Here is a 16,635-nt window from a genome sequence, read left to right as displayed (position 1 = left end):
ATTAATGATCATAGATTTTATGCTCTGTATATAGTCTAAATATATTGCGTTTTTGGTACGATTTTCCTCAAATGTTCGATTTATCTTTGTTTGTCTATGAAAATCATTTATTATAATAAATGGTATTCTTTGAGATGTTATTTTGAAGGGGTGTTGAAGTGAAAGAAAGTTTTCTATCATATAAAGAAGAAGAAAGGAATGCAAAAATCCTTTTATGGGTGTTATATGTCATTGTTATTGTATATCAAATTTTCTATCCAATCGTATTAGAAGATAAATCAATAATGGATAAGGGATACAACATAATATGGCAAGTTATTTGCGGAGTAGCAATACTGTGCGTGAATATATATTTACTGAAAAAAGAAAAGGCAAACCTTGTTAAATATGCATGGATATTTGCATACATAGGGATAGAAATCGCTAATATAATTTCGTATATTTTTTATAATAAGGCGGCGTTTGATGCGACAAATATAATAGAAATTATTCTCATTTTCTTTGTACCCATATTTTTAAATAAAAAATTTTATGTGTTTTTGCTTTCCTCTATTGTAGGAAAATATTTAATTTATTTATTTGTATTAGAGGAAATAAAAGCATTTATGTTCCTTATTATGTGTACACTTATGTTAATAGCTGCATATATCATTTTAAATCGATTTTTACAATATCTTTCAGCCGTAAAGGAAAGTATTGCGATTGCTAGTGAATCACAAAAATTAGCAGTAATCGGAAAAATGGCAGCGACTGTTGGACATGAAATTAAAAATCCACTGGCTTCATTAAAAGGATTTACGCAATTACAACGAGAGAAGCATGAAGAGGATCCTATTTATAAACGTATGATTTTTGAAATAGAAAATATGAATAATATGATAAGTGAGTTGATGGAAGTTGCTACATGCAAACCTTCTATTTATAAGAAACATGATGTAGGAAAAATTGTATTACAAGTAATAACAAGTCTTCGCGGAAAAATGAATGAATTAAACGTGCAGTTTATTTCTAATGTGGAAGAAAAAACAATAGAAGTTGAATGCGATGAACGAAAAATAAGAGGAGTCTTTTTATATACGATAAAAAATGCTTTAGAGGCAATGGAACAAGGTGGCATATTACATTTGCAATTAGAGAATAAAGGGAAAGAATATGTAATAATCAGCGTAATCGATAATGGTCATGGTATTAAGCAAGAAAACTTAACCCGTGTTACAGAAGCCTTTTATACAACGAAACAAGATAAAATTGGTCTGGGACTTACGGTAGCGAATCGAATTGTCACCGAGCACCTTGGTGAGCTGCATATTTCAAGTGAAAGAGATACTGGAACGAGAATAGACATCATTCTCCCAAGGAAGTGTGGAAATACTGAAATCCAAGTGGAAGAAAAGCTAGGAGTTACCATATGAATAAAGGCTATATATTTAAAAATGAAGAAATAAAGGCATTGAAAGTATTTTTAAGTTTATTTTTTATTATATTTTTTGTGTATGATCTTGCCTATGAATTTATCGTACCTTTAATCGCGGGAGAGCAAGAAGGCGTAGGAAAGTTTGAAGATGGTTTAGGTTTATGGCTTTACTTTTTGACGGTAGTATTGTTTTGCATTGGAATATACTTTATGAAATGGAAGAATGTTTTTGTGGTAAAGTATATTATTCTAATTGGCTATAATGTATTAGATTGTATCCATAACATTATGATTTATTATGGTAGCGATGCGGAATTTGACGGTGGAAATATAGTAGAAGTATTTTTTATTTTGTTCGCACCAATCTTTGTGAACAAAAGATATTTCTGGTTAGTTCCAGCGATACTTGTCGGGAAGTACGCTCTTACAGGAATCATTATTCAATCTTCTCTCGTTTTAATCCCAATGGCATTATATAGTGTATTTACTATTATATGTTGGATTATATTTTTGAGGGTTCAGTCTTACGTTCGTACGCTTGAGATGATGGACAAAGAAATAAAACAGACAGAAAAACTAGCAGCTGTTGGAAAAATGGCAACGGTTATTGGTTATAAGATTAGAAGACCTTTAGCAAACTTAAAAAAACTTGTGAATAAACAGGCAGACAAGCATCCAGAGGATAAAATTTATAGTGATATTATGAAACAAGAAGTAGATCGGATTCATATAATTGCTACAGAACTTAGTGGATTTGAGAAATCTAAATCACTAGAATCAGAAACTCATAACATACAAGAAATTATCTCTTATGTTATTCGAGTTATGGAAAAACCTGCTTTAAAACAAGGAGTCCACATACAAGGTATTTACAGTAAAGACTTACCGTCCATTACATGTGATGAAAAACGATTAAAACAGGTCTTTTTTAATTTAATCAAAAATGCAATTGAAGCAATGTCAGTTGGGGGAACAATTACGATTAAAGTTACTGTAAAAGATGGAATCATCGTTCAAGTGAAAGATGAGGGATGTGGTATTCCGAAAGATAAAATTCCAAAGTTAAATGAAGCCTTTTATACAACGAAAGAAACAGGAACTGGTCTAGGTTTAGTAGTTACAGAAAAAATTATTAAAGACCACAACGGTAAAATGAGTTTTGAAAGTGAAGTTGGGGTTGGAACGACGGTTGAAGTTATGTTACCACTGCATTAAATAGAAAAAACATCACTTATTTGGAAGTAATGTTTTTGTGTTCTTCTTAGGTAGACGTTCTAAAAAAGAGGACGATAACGAAAAATAATATATTGATAGTGTAAAAAGAAAATAATGGATGTTTTACTATGAAAAATATATAATGGCTTTGTCTGTTATTTGTTGTAGTTCATTTATATTTCTATTTGTTGACCCGAATCTCGGGTCTTTTTTTATGAAATGAATTGCTATATGTCAGTGATTAGAAAAATAGAATATATATTCATGCTGTAATACTGGTAGCACCAGTAAACTCGGTGCTACCAGTAGGTTCGTTTTCCGGCACAACGAAAGCATTTACGTTGGTACAGGTGGTGCTTTCACATTTCTCTATTTTTCTGTGGTCGATTGTATTGTGTATATAAATTTAAAAAATGATAGCGTTAGAGCCACCATTTCTCCTGCGGAAGCAAAATAACATCCACATCAAAATTCTCTTTAAACCAATCATACATCAATGTCTCTTTCACTAAATATTCAGAGGCAGAGTGTGACACACCAATTAGAGACATATTCGTTTCTTTTACATAATCCATAATGAGCGAGTATTTATGTCGGCCGTAATCATTGTCGATATGGCAATGGATTTCTCCTGTAATATATGCTTCAGCACCTTTTTCTTCTGCTTCCTTCATTAAAGATACAACATCGCCACACCCAGCGATAATTGCGATTTTTTTAATGGAATCATGTCGTTTACCTTCGAAGTCTGTGTAAGGAATCTGGAAGAGTTGTTTTAGATGTTTTTGGAGTGCTTCTGTTGATGTTTCATCTATTTCACAAATAAGACCAATTGGTTCTTGTTCTGGACCTCCATATGCAAAGTCGTCCACTACAGTAGCGTTTAATGCTTTTGCAATTGAAATACTCGTTCCATGCGTTTGATGAAAATCCATTGGTACATGACATGTATATATAGAAAGTTGTTTTTCTTTTATTCCTTGCAAATATTTTTCAGGAATTGGTATGAAACCGCGACCTGATCTTCCAAGCGGATCACCACACTCCATTACAAGGGGATGGTGCATAAAGAGTAAATCACCAGGTGTGGATTGTGAAATGAATGTTTCAAGAACATCATCTGTAGGGAATACAGCTAAAAATACTTTGTTTACATTTTCAGATCCGTGCATCATAAGGCCGTTAAATAAATCTACAAAATTTGCTTCGAAAAATTGTTGCCAAGGAAATTTGATAGGATCATATACGGCTGGGATAAATCGACTAAAGGCACTATCTTTTCCGTATTTTTCAATTTGGAATAAGTGATTGAGTGATTGCTCTATTTTTTTTAAGGCTGGCATGTTTGATAATCCTCCTTAAGATGATTTTTGCTTTATGAGTTGTTTGTATTCTTCGTAGTAAAATAAGAAGCGGATAGGTAACAAATAAAACCTAGAATCCAGCCGATAGAAGGAGAATAGGGAAGTACATGCTGTAACAGTATTCCGCTAGAAATGAAGAAACTACCCAATAGACCTAATAACATAGGATATCGTTGTAGTTTGAACACGGATAGTAAACCTCCTTTCTCCTGCATGAACTATCCATAAAAGCTCGATTGCTGAAACTTTATCACATACATTGTATATTAGTCTTAATTTTCTGTATATAACTTTTGAGAAAAATGGTGATACAATATATGAATGATAAGAGAAGAGAGGATGAAGATTAACATATGTACGTTACTGTAACAGAAGCAGCATATAAAAAGATTATGGATACGATTCCAAGTGAAGCGAAATATATAAAGTTATTTTACGATAATGAAGGTTGCGGTTGTGTTATGAGCGGAATTATCGATTTAGTAGCTGTAGCAGAGAAAGATGAGCGCGATGTGGATATTGAATCAAGCACAATGAATTTTATCGCTGATCGTACAAAGCTTGTATTTATGGATGATAAGTTAACGGTTGATTGGCATGAAGGTGGAGGAACTTTTCAGTTGAAGAGCCCAAGCCAGTTTTATAATCCAAATATGAAATTACACGTTCGAGTATAGTAAAGGAAATGTGAGTCCAAAATGTATTTTGGACTCACATTTTTTTATTTTATAAGTCGCTATTATTGTCGATTTTTGTTGATAAGTCGATATATTAAAAAAATCGCTGATATAAATGGAGTTGCGCTGATATATTCAGAAAATCGCCGATATAATTTCATTTACCAAAACGGCCCAATAGTAAAAAAGATTTTTTCACATAATGAAATGTACATGTGATTGAATTTTCTGTATAATCTTCTTTGCGGAGGGGATACGCATGAGAAGATGGGGAATTGAGTTATTAATTTTAAGTGTTGTTATTATTTGGGGGATTAACTATACAATTGCGAAGTATGGACTTTTAGAATTTACAGCAATTGAGTTTACTGCACTTCGTATGATGGCGGCGGCACCGCTTCTGTTACTCCTTACCTTTTTTATTGAAAAGTCGGTTTATATGGAGCGAAAGGATATACCTAGATTAATCATCGTTAGCGTTGTAGGTATTGTACTGTATCAAACGCTATTTATGGAAACTGTCAAATATACATCCGCTACAAATGCCTCTTTACTCATTTCTATATCACCTATTTTTACAACTGTATTTGCGATTTTTCTGAAACAAGAAAATTTTTCTTCTCGAAAGTTAATCGGTTCTATGATTGCTTTTGTTGGTGCAGCATTAGTTTTAGTAGCAGGGCATTCACTTACTAGTTCTTTTTATGGCAATGGAATTGGACTTATTACATCAATATGCTGGGGGCTTTATCCTGTTTTAGCAGGACCATTAATTAAAAAATATTCAGCATTACGTGTTACAGCATGGTCTGCGCTAGTGGGTGCGATTCCGCTATTATTGTTAAGTGGTCCGCATGTGTTTGTCATGCCATTTCACATTATTCACGGAATGACACTATTTGCTTTACTATATTCTATTTTCTTTGTAACAGTATTTGGTCTAGTAATGTGGTATGTTGGTGTTCAAAAAATTGGAGCGTCACATACGATGGTATATATGTATATAACGCCGCTTGTAGCTGTTTTATTTGCAGCTGTCTGGGCAAATGAATATGTATCGTTTCAACAGATCATCGGTGGAATTATCATTTTTGTCGGTCTATGGTTTGTGAAATCCGAGAAAGGAAAAGTTCATTCTATTGCAGGGGAACCTATATCAAAATAGGAAAACAGATCACCTATGATCTGCTTTCCTATTTTTTTATTTTTGGTAAGAAGATGAGAAATAAGATAGCAGTAATAAGTGGAATTAAGTTTAAAAATGGAATACGGAAGAGTGTAATAAGAATAATACCTGGAAGAAGAACACCGAGGACAGCGTAAAAAATGCTATGATTTTTCGTGTACCAATACAATGAAAGTCCAATAAGTGCAGGGATAATGAGGTGAATGAGAGCCATTAAAAAATAAATCATTAGACGCCCCCTTTATTTGTGTGCTTATTACATCATATCCGTATGTTCATAGATTGATATCATTTTTTTCATAAATGGACGAAAAAAGTTTGAAAAAACGTCACAAAATATGAGAATATGATGTTTGAAATCTTGTATAATATTATTTTCTAAAAACATTTAAACAACATAAACATACTGTTTATGTTGTTTTTAATTTAAATGAAATGGATTTAAGGAATATGAATTTGAAAGAAATTTTTTGTTGGATAGATAAGAACGAATGAAGAGAGGTACAGCATGATTAGTATGTCACTAAGATCATTTAAAATCCAATCGTATTATATACTAGGTATTTTGTTACTAGGATGGATGTTAACACCGTTTTCAGCACACTTTTTAGGCGCTGGAATTGGGCTTATTGTAAGTATGTATTGCGTTTGGCTTTTAGGGAGAAGAATTGAGAAGCTTGGAGATAGTATTGTAAAGAAGACTAAAGCACCGACACTCGGTATGTTTAACCGTTTTGCAGCTGCCATTTTGGGTGCTATTATTATGTACGAAATTGAGCACCACATGGTTATGTGGGCATTTGCAGTAGGGATTATGGGTGGTTATTTCTTAATCGTTGTGAATTTAGGGAAAGATGAGAAAGAACTAACAAAGAGCTAAAAAAGATAAAAGAATTCTTTTTAGATGGAATAGATGATCCAGCCACGGATAGAAGCGGTCAGGGCCTTTTTTAGCCCCATGTGATGTGAAACCCGAGAGATGTAGTGAGTAGGGATATAATTTATATGTTCGAAGCCATGATTTGTCTCTGTTGAAATGGGTTTACTCTGGGATAAGTGATTCAGTGATGGATAGTACAGCAGGAAGCATAACTTTACATAAAATACAGGTTTCTGCTTCCAATAAGTTAACATGAAATTACGTATTAGTATGACTCTTAGCTTCTTTAAAAAAGTTGGATATAAGACAGCAAACTATTCCGGTAATTAGAATAATATATTTTATCGTTTCACTTGTATGCTCAAATAAATTAACGTTAAGCATTACAAGTCCCCAAAAAACTTGAATCGCTCCATAACTGAATAAAATTTTTCCTGTACGAGAAAAATTTTTCATAGGTCTCACCCTTTCCTGTATATGTAAATTGTATCATAAAAAAACTAAAAACGAATAAATATAAATTGAATTTTCTGTAAAATTATAGATGTTGGCATGCCATTTTATGATTTAAGTCACAGATCAAGAGATTAACGTTTCACTTTATATAAGATATAGAAAGAAGCTTACGTTTTCACGTAAGCTTCTTTTTTATGTAAGTGTGTGTAACCGTTAAGCCGCATTGGGTTTTGTCGGTGAGTACGCGAAACTTTACGTTTACACGACACTTATTCATATGAGTAAAGGGTTATTCCAACAGAAATTTTTAATTTAAGCGATTGGGCCGCCTAAGTTAATAATATCTTCAGAAACGCTTTCGAACTTTTTGAAGTTCTCTTTGAATTCATTTGCAAGCTCGATTGCTTTTGATTTGTAAGCAGCTTTATCAGCCCAAGTTTGTTCAGGCATTAACACTTCGTCAGGTACACCTGGTACGTGAAGTGGAACTTCAAGACCGAAGATGTCATGTTTAGCTGTTTCAGTTTTTGCAAGTTCGCCGCTTAATGCTGCTTGAATCATTGCACGAGTGTAACCTAAGTTCATACGTTTACCAACGCCGTATTCGCCACCAGTCCAGCCAGTGTTTACTAAGAATACTTTCGCATCGTGTTTCTCGATTTTTTCACCAAGCATTTCAGCGTAGCGAGATGCATCAAGTGGTAAGAATGGTGAACCGAAGCAAGTTGAGAATGTAGCTTGCGGAGATGTAACACCGCGCTCTGTTCCTGCTAGTTTACTAGTGTAACCACTTAAGAAATGATACATAGCTTGTTCTTTTGATAACTTACTGATTGGAGGCAATACGCCAGATGCATCAGCAGTTAAGAAAATGATGGTATTTGGGTGTCCAGCAACACTTGGCAGTACGATATTGTCGATCGCATGCATAGGGTATGCAGCACGAGTATTTTCTGTTAAAGTAGTATCGTTGTAGTCTGCGATACGCGTTTGGTCATTAATGATAACGTTTTCTAAAACAGATCCAAATTTGATTGCATCGAAAATTTGTGGTTCTTTCTCGTGAGAAAGGTTTACACATTTTGCGTAGCAACCGCCTTCAATATTGAATACACCGTTATCAGACCAACCGTGCTCATCATCACCAATTAATTTACGGTTTGGATCAGCAGATAAAGTTGTTTTACCTGTTCCAGATAAACCGAAAAATAGTGCTACGTCACCTTCTTCACCTACGTTTGCAGAGCAATGCATAGAAAGAATATCTTGTTCAGGTAGTAAGAAATTCATAATAGAGAAGATTGATTTTTTCATTTCTCCAGCGTATTCTGTACCACCAATTAGTACAATACGTTTTTCGAATGAAACCATAATGAATGCTTCAGAGTTTGTACCGTCAACAGCTGGATCAGCTTTGAAGTTCGGTGCAGAAACAATTGTGAACCCTGACTCATGGGTTGTTAATTCTTCTTCAGTTGGACGAATGAATAATTGATGTACAAATAAATTGTGCCATGCATATTCATTAATAACTTGAATTGGTAGGCGGTAATTGCGGTCAGCGCCTGCAAATCCTTTGAAGACGAATAACTCTTCTTTTTCTTTTAAGTATTCTAAAACTTTAGTATATAATTTATTAAAATGTTCTTCAGAAATCGGTTGGTTTACAGCTCCCCAAGCAATTTTGTCAGCAACCGATGCTTCTTTCACAATAAATTTATCTTTAGGAGAACGTCCTGTATATTTTCCTGTTGAAGCAGAAACGGCACCAGTAGAAGTTAATTTCCCTTCATTTCGCATTAATACTTTTTCCACTAATTGCGGAACACTTAGTTGAATCTGTGCATTGCTTCCGTTCAATAATTCATGTAAACCAATTTGGACATTCACAGTACTCATATTTATATACCATCCTTTTCATTTAATGAAATATTTCTCGTAATCCCCAACAATAGTATAACACAATTATATAAATAATGTATACTATTTATTTCTTTTTGTTTGTGTGAATACATTATTTCCTTATTAATATTTCATTTTAGGCGCATTGAGAAAAACTTTCACGAAAATGTGAATATTAATTGACAAATGAATATCATTTCTTTAGTATAGGTTGGGACGGATACTCTCTTATCCCGAGCTGGCGGAGGGACAGGCCCGATGAAGCCCAGCAACCTCACTTGTATTGATAAATGCAGGTGAATAGGTGCTAAAACCTGTGCGAGGCTACAGGTCTCGAACGATAAGAGCGAAGGGCAAAAAGCAGTATGCAAGTAGCAAATTAAACCTTTCCTCTATATAAAGTAGGAAAGGTTTTTCTGTATGCTTGTGTGGGAGAATAAATGTATGTCGCAATCTGTGGCAAATTAAGGATGAGTTCCGTACAATATATACAATTACTGTAGGGAGGTTTACCACATGACAAAAAAACGTCATCTGTTCACATCTGAGTCTGTAACTGAAGGACATCCAGATAAAATTTGTGACCAAATTTCTGATTCAATTTTAGATGCGATCTTATCAAAAGACGCAAATGCACGTGTAGCTTGTGAAACAACTGTAACAACTGGTTTAGTATTGGTAGCGGGGGAAATTACGACTTCTACTTACGTAGATATTCCAAAAATCGTTCGTGAAACAATTCAAGGCATTGGTTACACACGCGCAAAATACGGATTCGATGCAGAAACTTGTGCAGTTTTAACATCTATCGATGAGCAATCTGCTGACATCGCTATGGGTGTTGACCAAGCGCTAGAAGCACGCGAAGGTCAAATGACTGACGCTGAGATTGAGGCAATTGGTGCAGGAGACCAAGGTTTAATGTTTGGTTTCGCATGTAATGAAACACAAGAGTTAATGCCACTTCCAATCTCGCTTGCTCACAAATTAGCTCGCCGTTTAACTGAAGTACGTAAAGATGATACGTTATCATACCTACGTCCGGATGGAAAAACGCAAGTTACAGTTGAGTATGATGAAAATGGTAAACCAGTACGTGTTGATACTATCGTAATTTCTACACAACATCACCCAGATGTTACATGGGAAGAAATCGATCGCGACTTAAAAGAGCACGTAATTAAAGCTGTAGTACCAGCAGAATTAATCGATGGAGAAACGAAATTCTTCATTAACCCAACTGGCCGCTTCGTAATTGGTGGACCACAAGGTGATGCTGGTTTAACAGGACGTAAAATCATCGTTGATACTTACGGTGGATACGCTCGTCACGGTGGCGGTGCATTCTCTGGTAAAGATGCAACGAAAGTTGACCGTTCTGCAGCATATGCAGCTCGTTATGTTGCGAAAAACATCGTAGCAGCTGGTCTTGCTGAAAAAGCAGAAGTACAACTTGCATACGCAATTGGTGTAGCACAACCAGTATCAATTTCAGTTGATACATTCGGCACTGGTAAAGTATCTGAAGACGTATTAGTAGAACTAGTTCGTAACAACTTCGATCTTCGCCCAGCTGGTATTATTAAAATGCTAGACTTACGTCGCCCAATTTACAAACAAACAGCAGCTTACGGCCACTTCGGACGTACTGATGTAGATCTATCATGGGAACGTACAGACAAAGCTGCAGCTTTAAAAGAGCAAGCTGGTCTATAATATATGAAAAAAAGCTTTGCGCAGTGAGCGCAAAGCTTTTTTTATTTATAATTACGTTGAAATAAAGCGAAGAGTTCAATGTCATGCCAAGTGCCGTTGCGGAATATAGCTTCTTTACAAGTTCCTTCATGTTGAAAACCGAGTGATTTATATAATTTAATTGCTCTCTCGTTGAAAGAAAATACTCGTAAAGAAAGGCGATGTAAATTTAATTCTAAAAATGCATAATTCAATAATAAAGTGAAAGCTTCCTTCCCCCCAGTAATCCTTTTTACCAATATCAATAATGCATTCAGCGTTTCGATTATACGAATCAATATGAATTAAAGAAGTAATACCAATTGGAAGATGCGTAGCTTTTTCTTCAATGATATAGCTTTTAGAGTTTGAAGAATGAATAAATTGCTGGCAAAGTTTTTCTGTATCTTGTAAGGAATATTTATCAAGGTTAAGGGTAGTTGAACTCATAACGTCTATATCATTATGCCATTTATAATACGTTAGAATATCATCTTCGGAAAACTTTCGTAACTGGATACGGTTTGATTCAAACAATATAAGCCCACCTTTTGTATTTACTAGTTTTTGTTCATTATTTCAATACACGAGCTACAATAAATGTGTCCTTCTAGTTCAATATACTTTCTTATATTAGTCATACCATTTGCCGGAAATGGCATATGAATCCACGCTTTTTCATACGTTTGTATTTCTTTTTCACATGATTTACAAAGGATTGGTTTCTTCTTGAACATATGTAATCAACCTTTCATTTGACGTGCTTTACTTGCGCAAAAGGCACTACTTAGTAAAAATAGTGTCGCGAATATAATGCTTACTAATGTAGCGTATGGAATTGCGCCTTTTAAGGAAAAGCCGACAGTGATGGAAGCGACGAATAAGAGGATGAATGTTGTTGTTAATTTTTTATAAAGTTCCATACTATGTAGACCTCCAATCTATTTTTTAGTACAAGTTTTAAAATTGAATTCTATTATGTAGAAAATATAAAGAGTAGCTAAAGATGTGTAGTCTAGGAGTATAAGAAATTGCACTTTCCTTTTTGTGGGTTAGTATACTTATATTGTATCATGGCGCATGATTGGCTTCATACATAATTGTGTAAAGGTATGTATGATAAAATGAAGAAAAGTCTTTAAGAAAGGAAAGATAAAAAATGAGTGTAACTGAACATAAAAAACAAGCTCCAAAAGAAGTGCGTTGCAAGATTGTTACGATTTCCGATACACGTACGGAAGAAACAGATAAGAGCGGACAACTATTACATGAATTGTTAAAAGAAGCGGGACATAAAGTAACTTCTTATGAAATTGTAAAAGATGATAAAGAAAGTATTCAGCAAGCAGTGTTAGCTGGTTATCATAAGGAAGATGTAGATGTTGTATTAACAAATGGCGGTACTGGTATTACGAAACGCGATGTCACAATTGAAGCAGTATCAGCGTTATTAGATAAAGAAATTGTTGGATTTGGTGAGCTGTTCCGTATGATTAGTTATTTAGAAGATATCGGAAGCAGCGCAATGTTAAGTAGAGCGATTGGTGGTACAATTGGGCGCAAAGTAGTTTTCTCGATGCCGGGGTCTAGCGGAGCGGTTCGACTTGCGATGAATAAATTAATTTTACCGGAATTAGGCCATATTACATTTGAGCTGCATCGCCAATGAGTAAGTGTGCTGGAATTGTATTAGCGGGCGGTATGTCGAGTAGATTTGGTGAGCCGAAAGCGTTAGCAATTTGGAAGGGAACTACTTTTGTTGAGCATATTGTGAAAGTGATGGGAAATACTTTGCAAGACATTGTAGTAATTAGCCATACTGATATAAAAGAGCGAGTAGAGCAATTCGTACAAGTTCCTGTTATAGAAGATATCCCGCATTATAAAGGGAATGGACCGCTGGCCGGCATTGTATCAGGTATGGAATACATAGAAGCAGATTGGTACGCTATTATGCCTTGCGATGCGCCAAATGTTTCGCATGAGTGGTTTACCATTTTATTAGAGCAAACGAGCAATGAATATGATGCGGTTGTACCTATTATTAATGGAAGGAAACAACCGTTACTTGCAGCGTATCATAATCGAGTGAAAGAAAAGATTTATGCTTTGCTTCAGGAAGAAAAAAGAAGTATGGGCCAGCTTTTATCACAATGTAATGTGAAGTATATTGTTGGTGAAGATGTACAAGCGAATGCGGATTGGTTTATAAATGTGAATACGAAAGAAGAATATGTGCAGGCTCAAAAAGACCTTTCAAATGAATGAAAGGTTTTTTTGTATACAGAAATTGGGGAACAATTACTGTATAAAGGTATGTGAGTAAGTTGATTTTAAGGGGAATTTCTTAAAATCACTATACAGTTAAAATAGTGTATAACTATATATTAATTTTTATGGGTTTTTATTACAAGTCTGTTTAGTTATGTTTATTTTTGATATAATGAATATAGAAATAAAACAATGTTTAACCTTATGTATCATTTATGAAACTAAAATTTATAACTGTGTAATAAACTCCCTTCATCTAGTTGAAGGGAGTTCTTCTGTTTAAGCGAGTAATTCTGATGCGGTGTGCTGAAGGACTTCTTCATATTGGTCAAGTAACCCACGGAAAATCTCATCCCAGCTTTTTGTTTTAGCATAAGACGAAGCAGCTATGCCCATTTGTATAAGCTGCTCTTCATTTCGCAATAAAGAATGGATGGATGATAGAAATGAATCCGCATGTTTGGGCGGGCAAAGAATTCCTGTTTTTCCATCTGCAATAATATTTTTAACCCCACCACTATTTGCACCGATGACAGGTGTACCGCATGCAAGTGATTCGAGTGCGACATTTCCGAACGTTTCAGTAGCAGATGGAAATATCATGATGTTAGAACAAGCATATACTTCAGCTAAATCTTTACCTTGTAAATATCCAGTAAAAGTGACATTTGCTTTCGGAACAGCTTCACGTAAATTTGTTGCTAGAGGACCGTCTCCTGCGATGAGCCAATGAATGTCATTTCGAGTATGGGCTGTTTTGACGATAAGGTGTTGCAACGTATCAATATCTTTTTCAGGGGCAATCCGTCCAACGTAGGAAAGGACATACTTCGCTGTAATATTATATTTTTTTCGGAATAGGTCTGTATTGTAAGATGGATGAAAGAGTGTGCAATCTACACCACGTCCCCAAATGGATAGGGCCTGAAAGCCTTTATTTTTTAGTTGGTGTAACGTTTCAAAAGAAGGAACGAAATTTTTTTGCATATGGCTATGAAACCATTTTAAATAGTTCCAAAGCATATTAGAGAGAAATTCGATTTTGTAATAGCGTAAATAAGCATCGAAATCAGTATGATAAGAACCGACAACTGGGATGTTTAACTTTTTTGCATAATATAATCCACAAAGTCCCATGTTGAAAGGTGTAGCAATGTGAATAATGTCAGGCTTAAAGGAAAGAAGTTCTCGTTTAATGCGCGGAGTAGGAAAAGAAAAGCGACATTCTGGATATAATATTGTTAACGGGATACTTCTCATCTTGTTCACATTGGCCACGAAATTATCTTCAGCTGTATGCTGAGGGGCGAAAACAGAATAGGCGATCTGTTCTTTCTGAAAATATTGTGTTATTCGCTCTAACGTTTTCGCAACCCCGTTAACTTGTGGCGTAAAAGTATCGGTAAAAATGGCGACTCTCATCATATCACTCCTTTATGTGAAAAGTGGGATGAATTGATAAAAAGAGATGATGCCAGAGCAAGTGCCAAGGCACATACCGACGAATACATCTGACGGATAGTGAAGTCCTAAATAAATGCGAGAAATACCGACGCATAATGCTAACGGTAATAAAAAAACAAATAAACTTGGATTATAACAAATAAATGGAATAAGGACAGAGAAAACGGCTGTTGTATGACCAGACGGGAAAGAGTGGTCTTTTAATGGGTGGACTGGATATTTCGCATCCTGAATTGTTAAATAAGGACGTTTTCGTGGATAACATCTTTTTAATATTTGTACAGGAATATGGCTAATTGTTAAAGAAATAGCAGATGCGATTGCAGTTTGATGCAAAGTCCCTTTTGCAAAAAATAAAAAGAACAGTGTGAGTGCGATTGAGAAAGTAGCACCACCTATATGAGTAATATTGCTGAAAAAGATATTTAATGTTTTTTGATCAAAGTATCGGTTAATTCCTTTGAAAATGTAACATTCTATTTTATACAGTCCACTGGCCTTCATGAAAATTCTCCTCCCTTGCTTACATATATATGGAGATATTAGCTTTTATTTTAATAAGATTTTATTGAGGGAGTAATAATGTTTTGTAAAGAAAAAGTTAGTTTTTATAAAAAAAGCTGCCACTTTAATGGCAGCTGGAAAAGTTACTTCTGTAATGATTTATAATACTGACCTTTTTCAACATATTGTGTGCGAATTCGCTCCATGTCTTTACGGTCTTCCTCCGTTAACTCACGAATGACTTTCGCTGGGCGACCGAAAGCTAACGTGTTTGGCGGGATTTTCTTTCCTTGTGAAACGAGGCTTCCAGCACCGATGAAGGCTCCTTCGCCAATTTCAGCACCATCTAATATAATAGATCCCATTCCAATTAAAGCATCTTGTTTAATATGACAGCTATGTAAAATAACTTGATGCCCAACGGTAACATCGTCTTCTAAAATAAGAGGATACTGCGGGCTTTGGTGAAGTGTACATTGGTCTTGTACATTTACTCGGTCTCCAATGATTGTTGGTGACACATCACCGCGTATGACTGTATTAAACCAGATACTTGATTCTTCACCAATGGAAACATCGCCTGTAATGGTAACATAATCAGCGATAAAAGCACTACTCGCAATTTTCGGATTTTTTTCTTTGTAAGGATATATCATGTAAAGCCTTCCTTTCCTAGAGACTAGTTTCAGTGTATCAAATTATGAAAAAGAGTGAAATGGAGGAGGTCCGTATGTGGAATTATGAAGCGGAGGAAGCAAAGGCTGTAATCATTATTGTGCACGGCGCGATGGAATATCACGGACGTTACGAGGCTGTTGCAGAAATGTGGAATCATATCGGCTACCACGTCGTGATGGGGGACCTTCCGTCACATGGAACGACTTCAAGAAATAGAGGACATATTGATTCGTTTGATGAATACATAGAGGAAGTTAAATTGTGGGTGAAAGAGGCAAGAAAGTATCGGTTACCTATTTTTCTATTCGGTCATAGTATGGGCGGTCTTATCGTCATTCGTATGATGCAAGAAACGAAGAGAGAAGATGTAGACGGCATTATTTTAAGTTCGCCATGTTTAGGGGTAGTGACTGGACCTTCAGCACCGCTTCAAGCTGCCTCAAAAATATTAAATATTATCGCTCCAAAATTGCAATTTGCAACGAATCTTACAGTGGAAATGTCAACTCGTAATCATGAAGTGAGAGACGCGATGGAGAATGATTCATTGTTCTTGCGCAAAGTATCAGTACGTTGGTATAGTGAATTGATTAAGTCTATCGAAATTGCTCATAAAAAAATAGATGATTTTCCAGATGTTCCGCTCTTGCTAATGCAAGCTTGTGAGGATAAACTTGTAGATAAAACACGTGTCCGCACTTGGTTTGATAATGTTAAAATAAGTGATAAGGCTTTTAAAGAATGGCCGAATTGTTATCACGAGCTATTAAATGAGTATGAGCGTGATGAAATTTTGAGTTATATTCAGTCATTTACTGAAATGCATGTCAATAATATAGTAAAAACAAACAAATAAATCATTATTTGTACATTTAATAGAGGAGATGAAG

General features: G+C 35.2%; 19 protein-coding genes, 1 pseudogene and 1 riboswitch. Of the genes and pseudogenes, 9 read left to right on the top strand and 11 right to left on the bottom strand.

The features are described 5' to 3' along the window. Positions 1-158 precede the first annotated feature (158 nt). Both F3I02_RS08535 and F3I02_RS08530 read left to right on the top strand, forming a co-directional pair. Positions 159-1,412 carry an ATP-binding protein gene (locus F3I02_RS08535; protein ID WP_196477829.1) on the top strand — a complete coding sequence of 418 codons (1,254 nt, stop codon included), beginning with the start codon at positions 159-161 and terminating at the stop codon, positions 1,410-1,412. Then, on the top strand, positions 1,409-2,629 hold the full coding sequence (locus F3I02_RS08530) for an ATP-binding protein (protein ID WP_086411228.1): 1,221 nt from the start codon (positions 1,409-1,411) through the stop codon (positions 2,627-2,629). Before F3I02_RS08535 ends, F3I02_RS08530 begins: the two co-directional genes overlap by 4 nt. A gap of 422 nt (positions 2,630-3,051) precedes the next feature. On the opposite strand, the gene F3I02_RS08525 is transcribed toward F3I02_RS08530, so the two are convergent. Continuing rightward, complete coding sequence (locus F3I02_RS08525; RefSeq protein WP_001111132.1) at positions 3,052-3,972, bottom strand: Nif3-like dinuclear metal center hexameric protein; 921 nt, start codon at positions 3,970-3,972, stop codon at positions 3,052-3,054. Between the two features lie 32 nt (positions 3,973-4,004). Further along, positions 4,005-4,181, bottom strand: a complete 177-nt coding sequence (locus F3I02_RS08520) for a hypothetical protein (RefSeq protein WP_033685738.1) — start codon at positions 4,179-4,181, stop codon at positions 4,005-4,007. Between the two features lie 165 nt (positions 4,182-4,346). Between F3I02_RS08520 and F3I02_RS08515 the strand changes: the two genes are divergently transcribed. Both F3I02_RS08515 and F3I02_RS08510 read left to right on the top strand, forming a co-directional pair. Then, on the top strand, positions 4,347-4,670 hold the full coding sequence (locus F3I02_RS08515) for an iron-sulfur cluster biosynthesis family protein (protein ID WP_000289570.1): 324 nt from the start codon (positions 4,347-4,349) through the stop codon (positions 4,668-4,670). A gap of 259 nt (positions 4,671-4,929) precedes the next feature. Beyond that, the gene (locus F3I02_RS08510) at positions 4,930-5,835 is read left to right on the top strand and encodes a DMT family transporter (protein ID WP_046946153.1); all 906 of its coding nucleotides are present in this window, start codon (positions 4,930-4,932) and stop codon (positions 5,833-5,835) included. A 28-nt stretch (positions 5,836-5,863) separates the two neighbouring features. Here F3I02_RS08510 and F3I02_RS08505 read toward each other — a convergent pair whose 3' ends face one another. Next, a complete protein-coding gene (locus F3I02_RS08505; RefSeq protein WP_000639042.1) occupies positions 5,864-6,085 on the bottom strand; it encodes a hypothetical protein in 222 nt (73 codons plus the stop codon). Between the two features lie 279 nt (positions 6,086-6,364). Here F3I02_RS08505 and F3I02_RS08500 point away from each other — a divergent pair, with 279 nt between their 5' ends. Beyond that, positions 6,365-6,736: an ATP synthase subunit I gene (locus F3I02_RS08500; protein WP_196477828.1), complete on the top strand. Its 372-nt coding sequence runs from the start codon at positions 6,365-6,367 to the stop codon at positions 6,734-6,736. Positions 6,737-6,994: 258 nt separating this feature from the next. Here the strand turns inward: F3I02_RS08500 and F3I02_RS08495 are convergent, their stop codons facing one another. Both F3I02_RS08495 and pckA read right to left on the bottom strand, forming a co-directional pair. Continuing rightward, positions 6,995-7,192 carry a hypothetical protein gene (locus tag F3I02_RS08495; RefSeq protein ID WP_000788123.1) on the bottom strand — a complete coding sequence of 66 codons (198 nt, stop codon included), beginning with the start codon at positions 7,190-7,192 and terminating at the stop codon, positions 6,995-6,997. A 312-nt stretch (positions 7,193-7,504) separates the two neighbouring features. After that, positions 7,505-9,091: a phosphoenolpyruvate carboxykinase (ATP) gene (pckA, locus tag F3I02_RS08490; protein ID WP_000108811.1), complete on the bottom strand. Its 1,587-nt coding sequence runs from the start codon at positions 9,089-9,091 to the stop codon at positions 7,505-7,507. A 228-nt stretch (positions 9,092-9,319) separates the two neighbouring features. Then, positions 9,320-9,441, top strand: a riboswitch (SAM riboswitch). Positions 9,442-9,610: 169 nt separating this feature from the next. Here pckA and metK point away from each other — a divergent pair. Beyond that, on the top strand, positions 9,611-10,810 hold the full coding sequence (gene metK, locus F3I02_RS08485; protein ID WP_000163115.1) for a methionine adenosyltransferase: 1,200 nt from the start codon (positions 9,611-9,613) through the stop codon (positions 10,808-10,810). A 41-nt stretch (positions 10,811-10,851) separates the two neighbouring features. Here the strand turns inward: metK and F3I02_RS08480 are convergent. The 3 genes and pseudogenes from F3I02_RS08480 to F3I02_RS08470 form a co-directional block, all read right to left on the bottom strand. Beyond that, positions 10,852-11,365: pseudogene (locus F3I02_RS08480) on the bottom strand (GNAT family N-acetyltransferase). Positions 11,366-11,388: 23 nt separating this feature from the next. Further along, on the bottom strand, positions 11,389-11,565 hold the full coding sequence (locus F3I02_RS08475; protein ID WP_000473607.1) for a hypothetical protein: 177 nt from the start codon (positions 11,563-11,565) through the stop codon (positions 11,389-11,391). 6 nt (positions 11,566-11,571) lie between these two features. Further along, the gene (locus F3I02_RS08470; RefSeq protein ID WP_000424808.1) at positions 11,572-11,751 is read right to left on the bottom strand and encodes a hypothetical protein; all 180 of its coding nucleotides are present in this window, start codon (positions 11,749-11,751) and stop codon (positions 11,572-11,574) included. A gap of 236 nt (positions 11,752-11,987) precedes the next feature. On the opposite strand from F3I02_RS08470, the gene F3I02_RS08465 reads away from it, so the two are divergent. Both F3I02_RS08465 and F3I02_RS08460 read left to right on the top strand, forming a co-directional pair. Continuing rightward, entirely contained in the window at positions 11,988-12,497 is a 510-nt protein-coding gene (locus tag F3I02_RS08465) for a MogA/MoaB family molybdenum cofactor biosynthesis protein (RefSeq protein WP_000117124.1), read from the top strand. Continuing rightward, positions 12,494-13,096: a molybdenum cofactor guanylyltransferase gene (locus tag F3I02_RS08460; protein ID WP_000030830.1), complete on the top strand. Its 603-nt coding sequence runs from the start codon at positions 12,494-12,496 to the stop codon at positions 13,094-13,096. The genes F3I02_RS08465 and F3I02_RS08460 overlap by 4 nt, the downstream gene beginning before the upstream one ends. A 282-nt stretch (positions 13,097-13,378) precedes the next feature. Here the strand turns inward: F3I02_RS08460 and F3I02_RS08455 are convergent, their stop codons facing one another. The 3 genes from F3I02_RS08455 to F3I02_RS08445 all read right to left on the bottom strand — a co-directional run bounded on the left by F3I02_RS08455 (position 13,379) and on the right by F3I02_RS08445 (position 15,723). Continuing rightward, complete coding sequence (locus F3I02_RS08455; protein ID WP_196477827.1) at positions 13,379-14,521, bottom strand: glycosyltransferase family 4 protein; 1,143 nt, start codon at positions 14,519-14,521, stop codon at positions 13,379-13,381. A 12-nt stretch (positions 14,522-14,533) separates the two neighbouring features. Next, positions 14,534-15,067: a phosphatase PAP2 family protein gene (locus F3I02_RS08450; protein ID WP_000647632.1), complete on the bottom strand. Its 534-nt coding sequence runs from the start codon at positions 15,065-15,067 to the stop codon at positions 14,534-14,536. A 143-nt stretch (positions 15,068-15,210) separates the two neighbouring features. Further along, positions 15,211-15,723 carry a gamma carbonic anhydrase gene (locus F3I02_RS08445; protein WP_000640201.1) on the bottom strand — a complete coding sequence of 171 codons (513 nt, stop codon included), beginning with the start codon at positions 15,721-15,723 and terminating at the stop codon, positions 15,211-15,213. Between the two features lie 74 nt (positions 15,724-15,797). Here F3I02_RS08445 and F3I02_RS08440 point away from each other — a divergent pair, with 74 nt between their 5' ends. Then, a complete protein-coding gene (locus F3I02_RS08440; protein WP_000267406.1) occupies positions 15,798-16,601 on the top strand; it encodes an alpha/beta hydrolase in 804 nt (267 codons plus the stop codon). Positions 16,602-16,635 lie beyond the last annotated feature (34 nt).

The sequence above is a fragment of the Bacillus sp. SRB3LM genome (assembly GCF_015712745.1).
GTDB classification, from domain to species: domain Bacteria; phylum Bacillota; class Bacilli; order Bacillales; family Bacillaceae_G; genus Bacillus_A; species Bacillus_A thuringiensis_K.
Note: the sequence above shows the minus strand (reverse complement) of the source record. Positions and strands in the feature narration are given on the sequence as shown.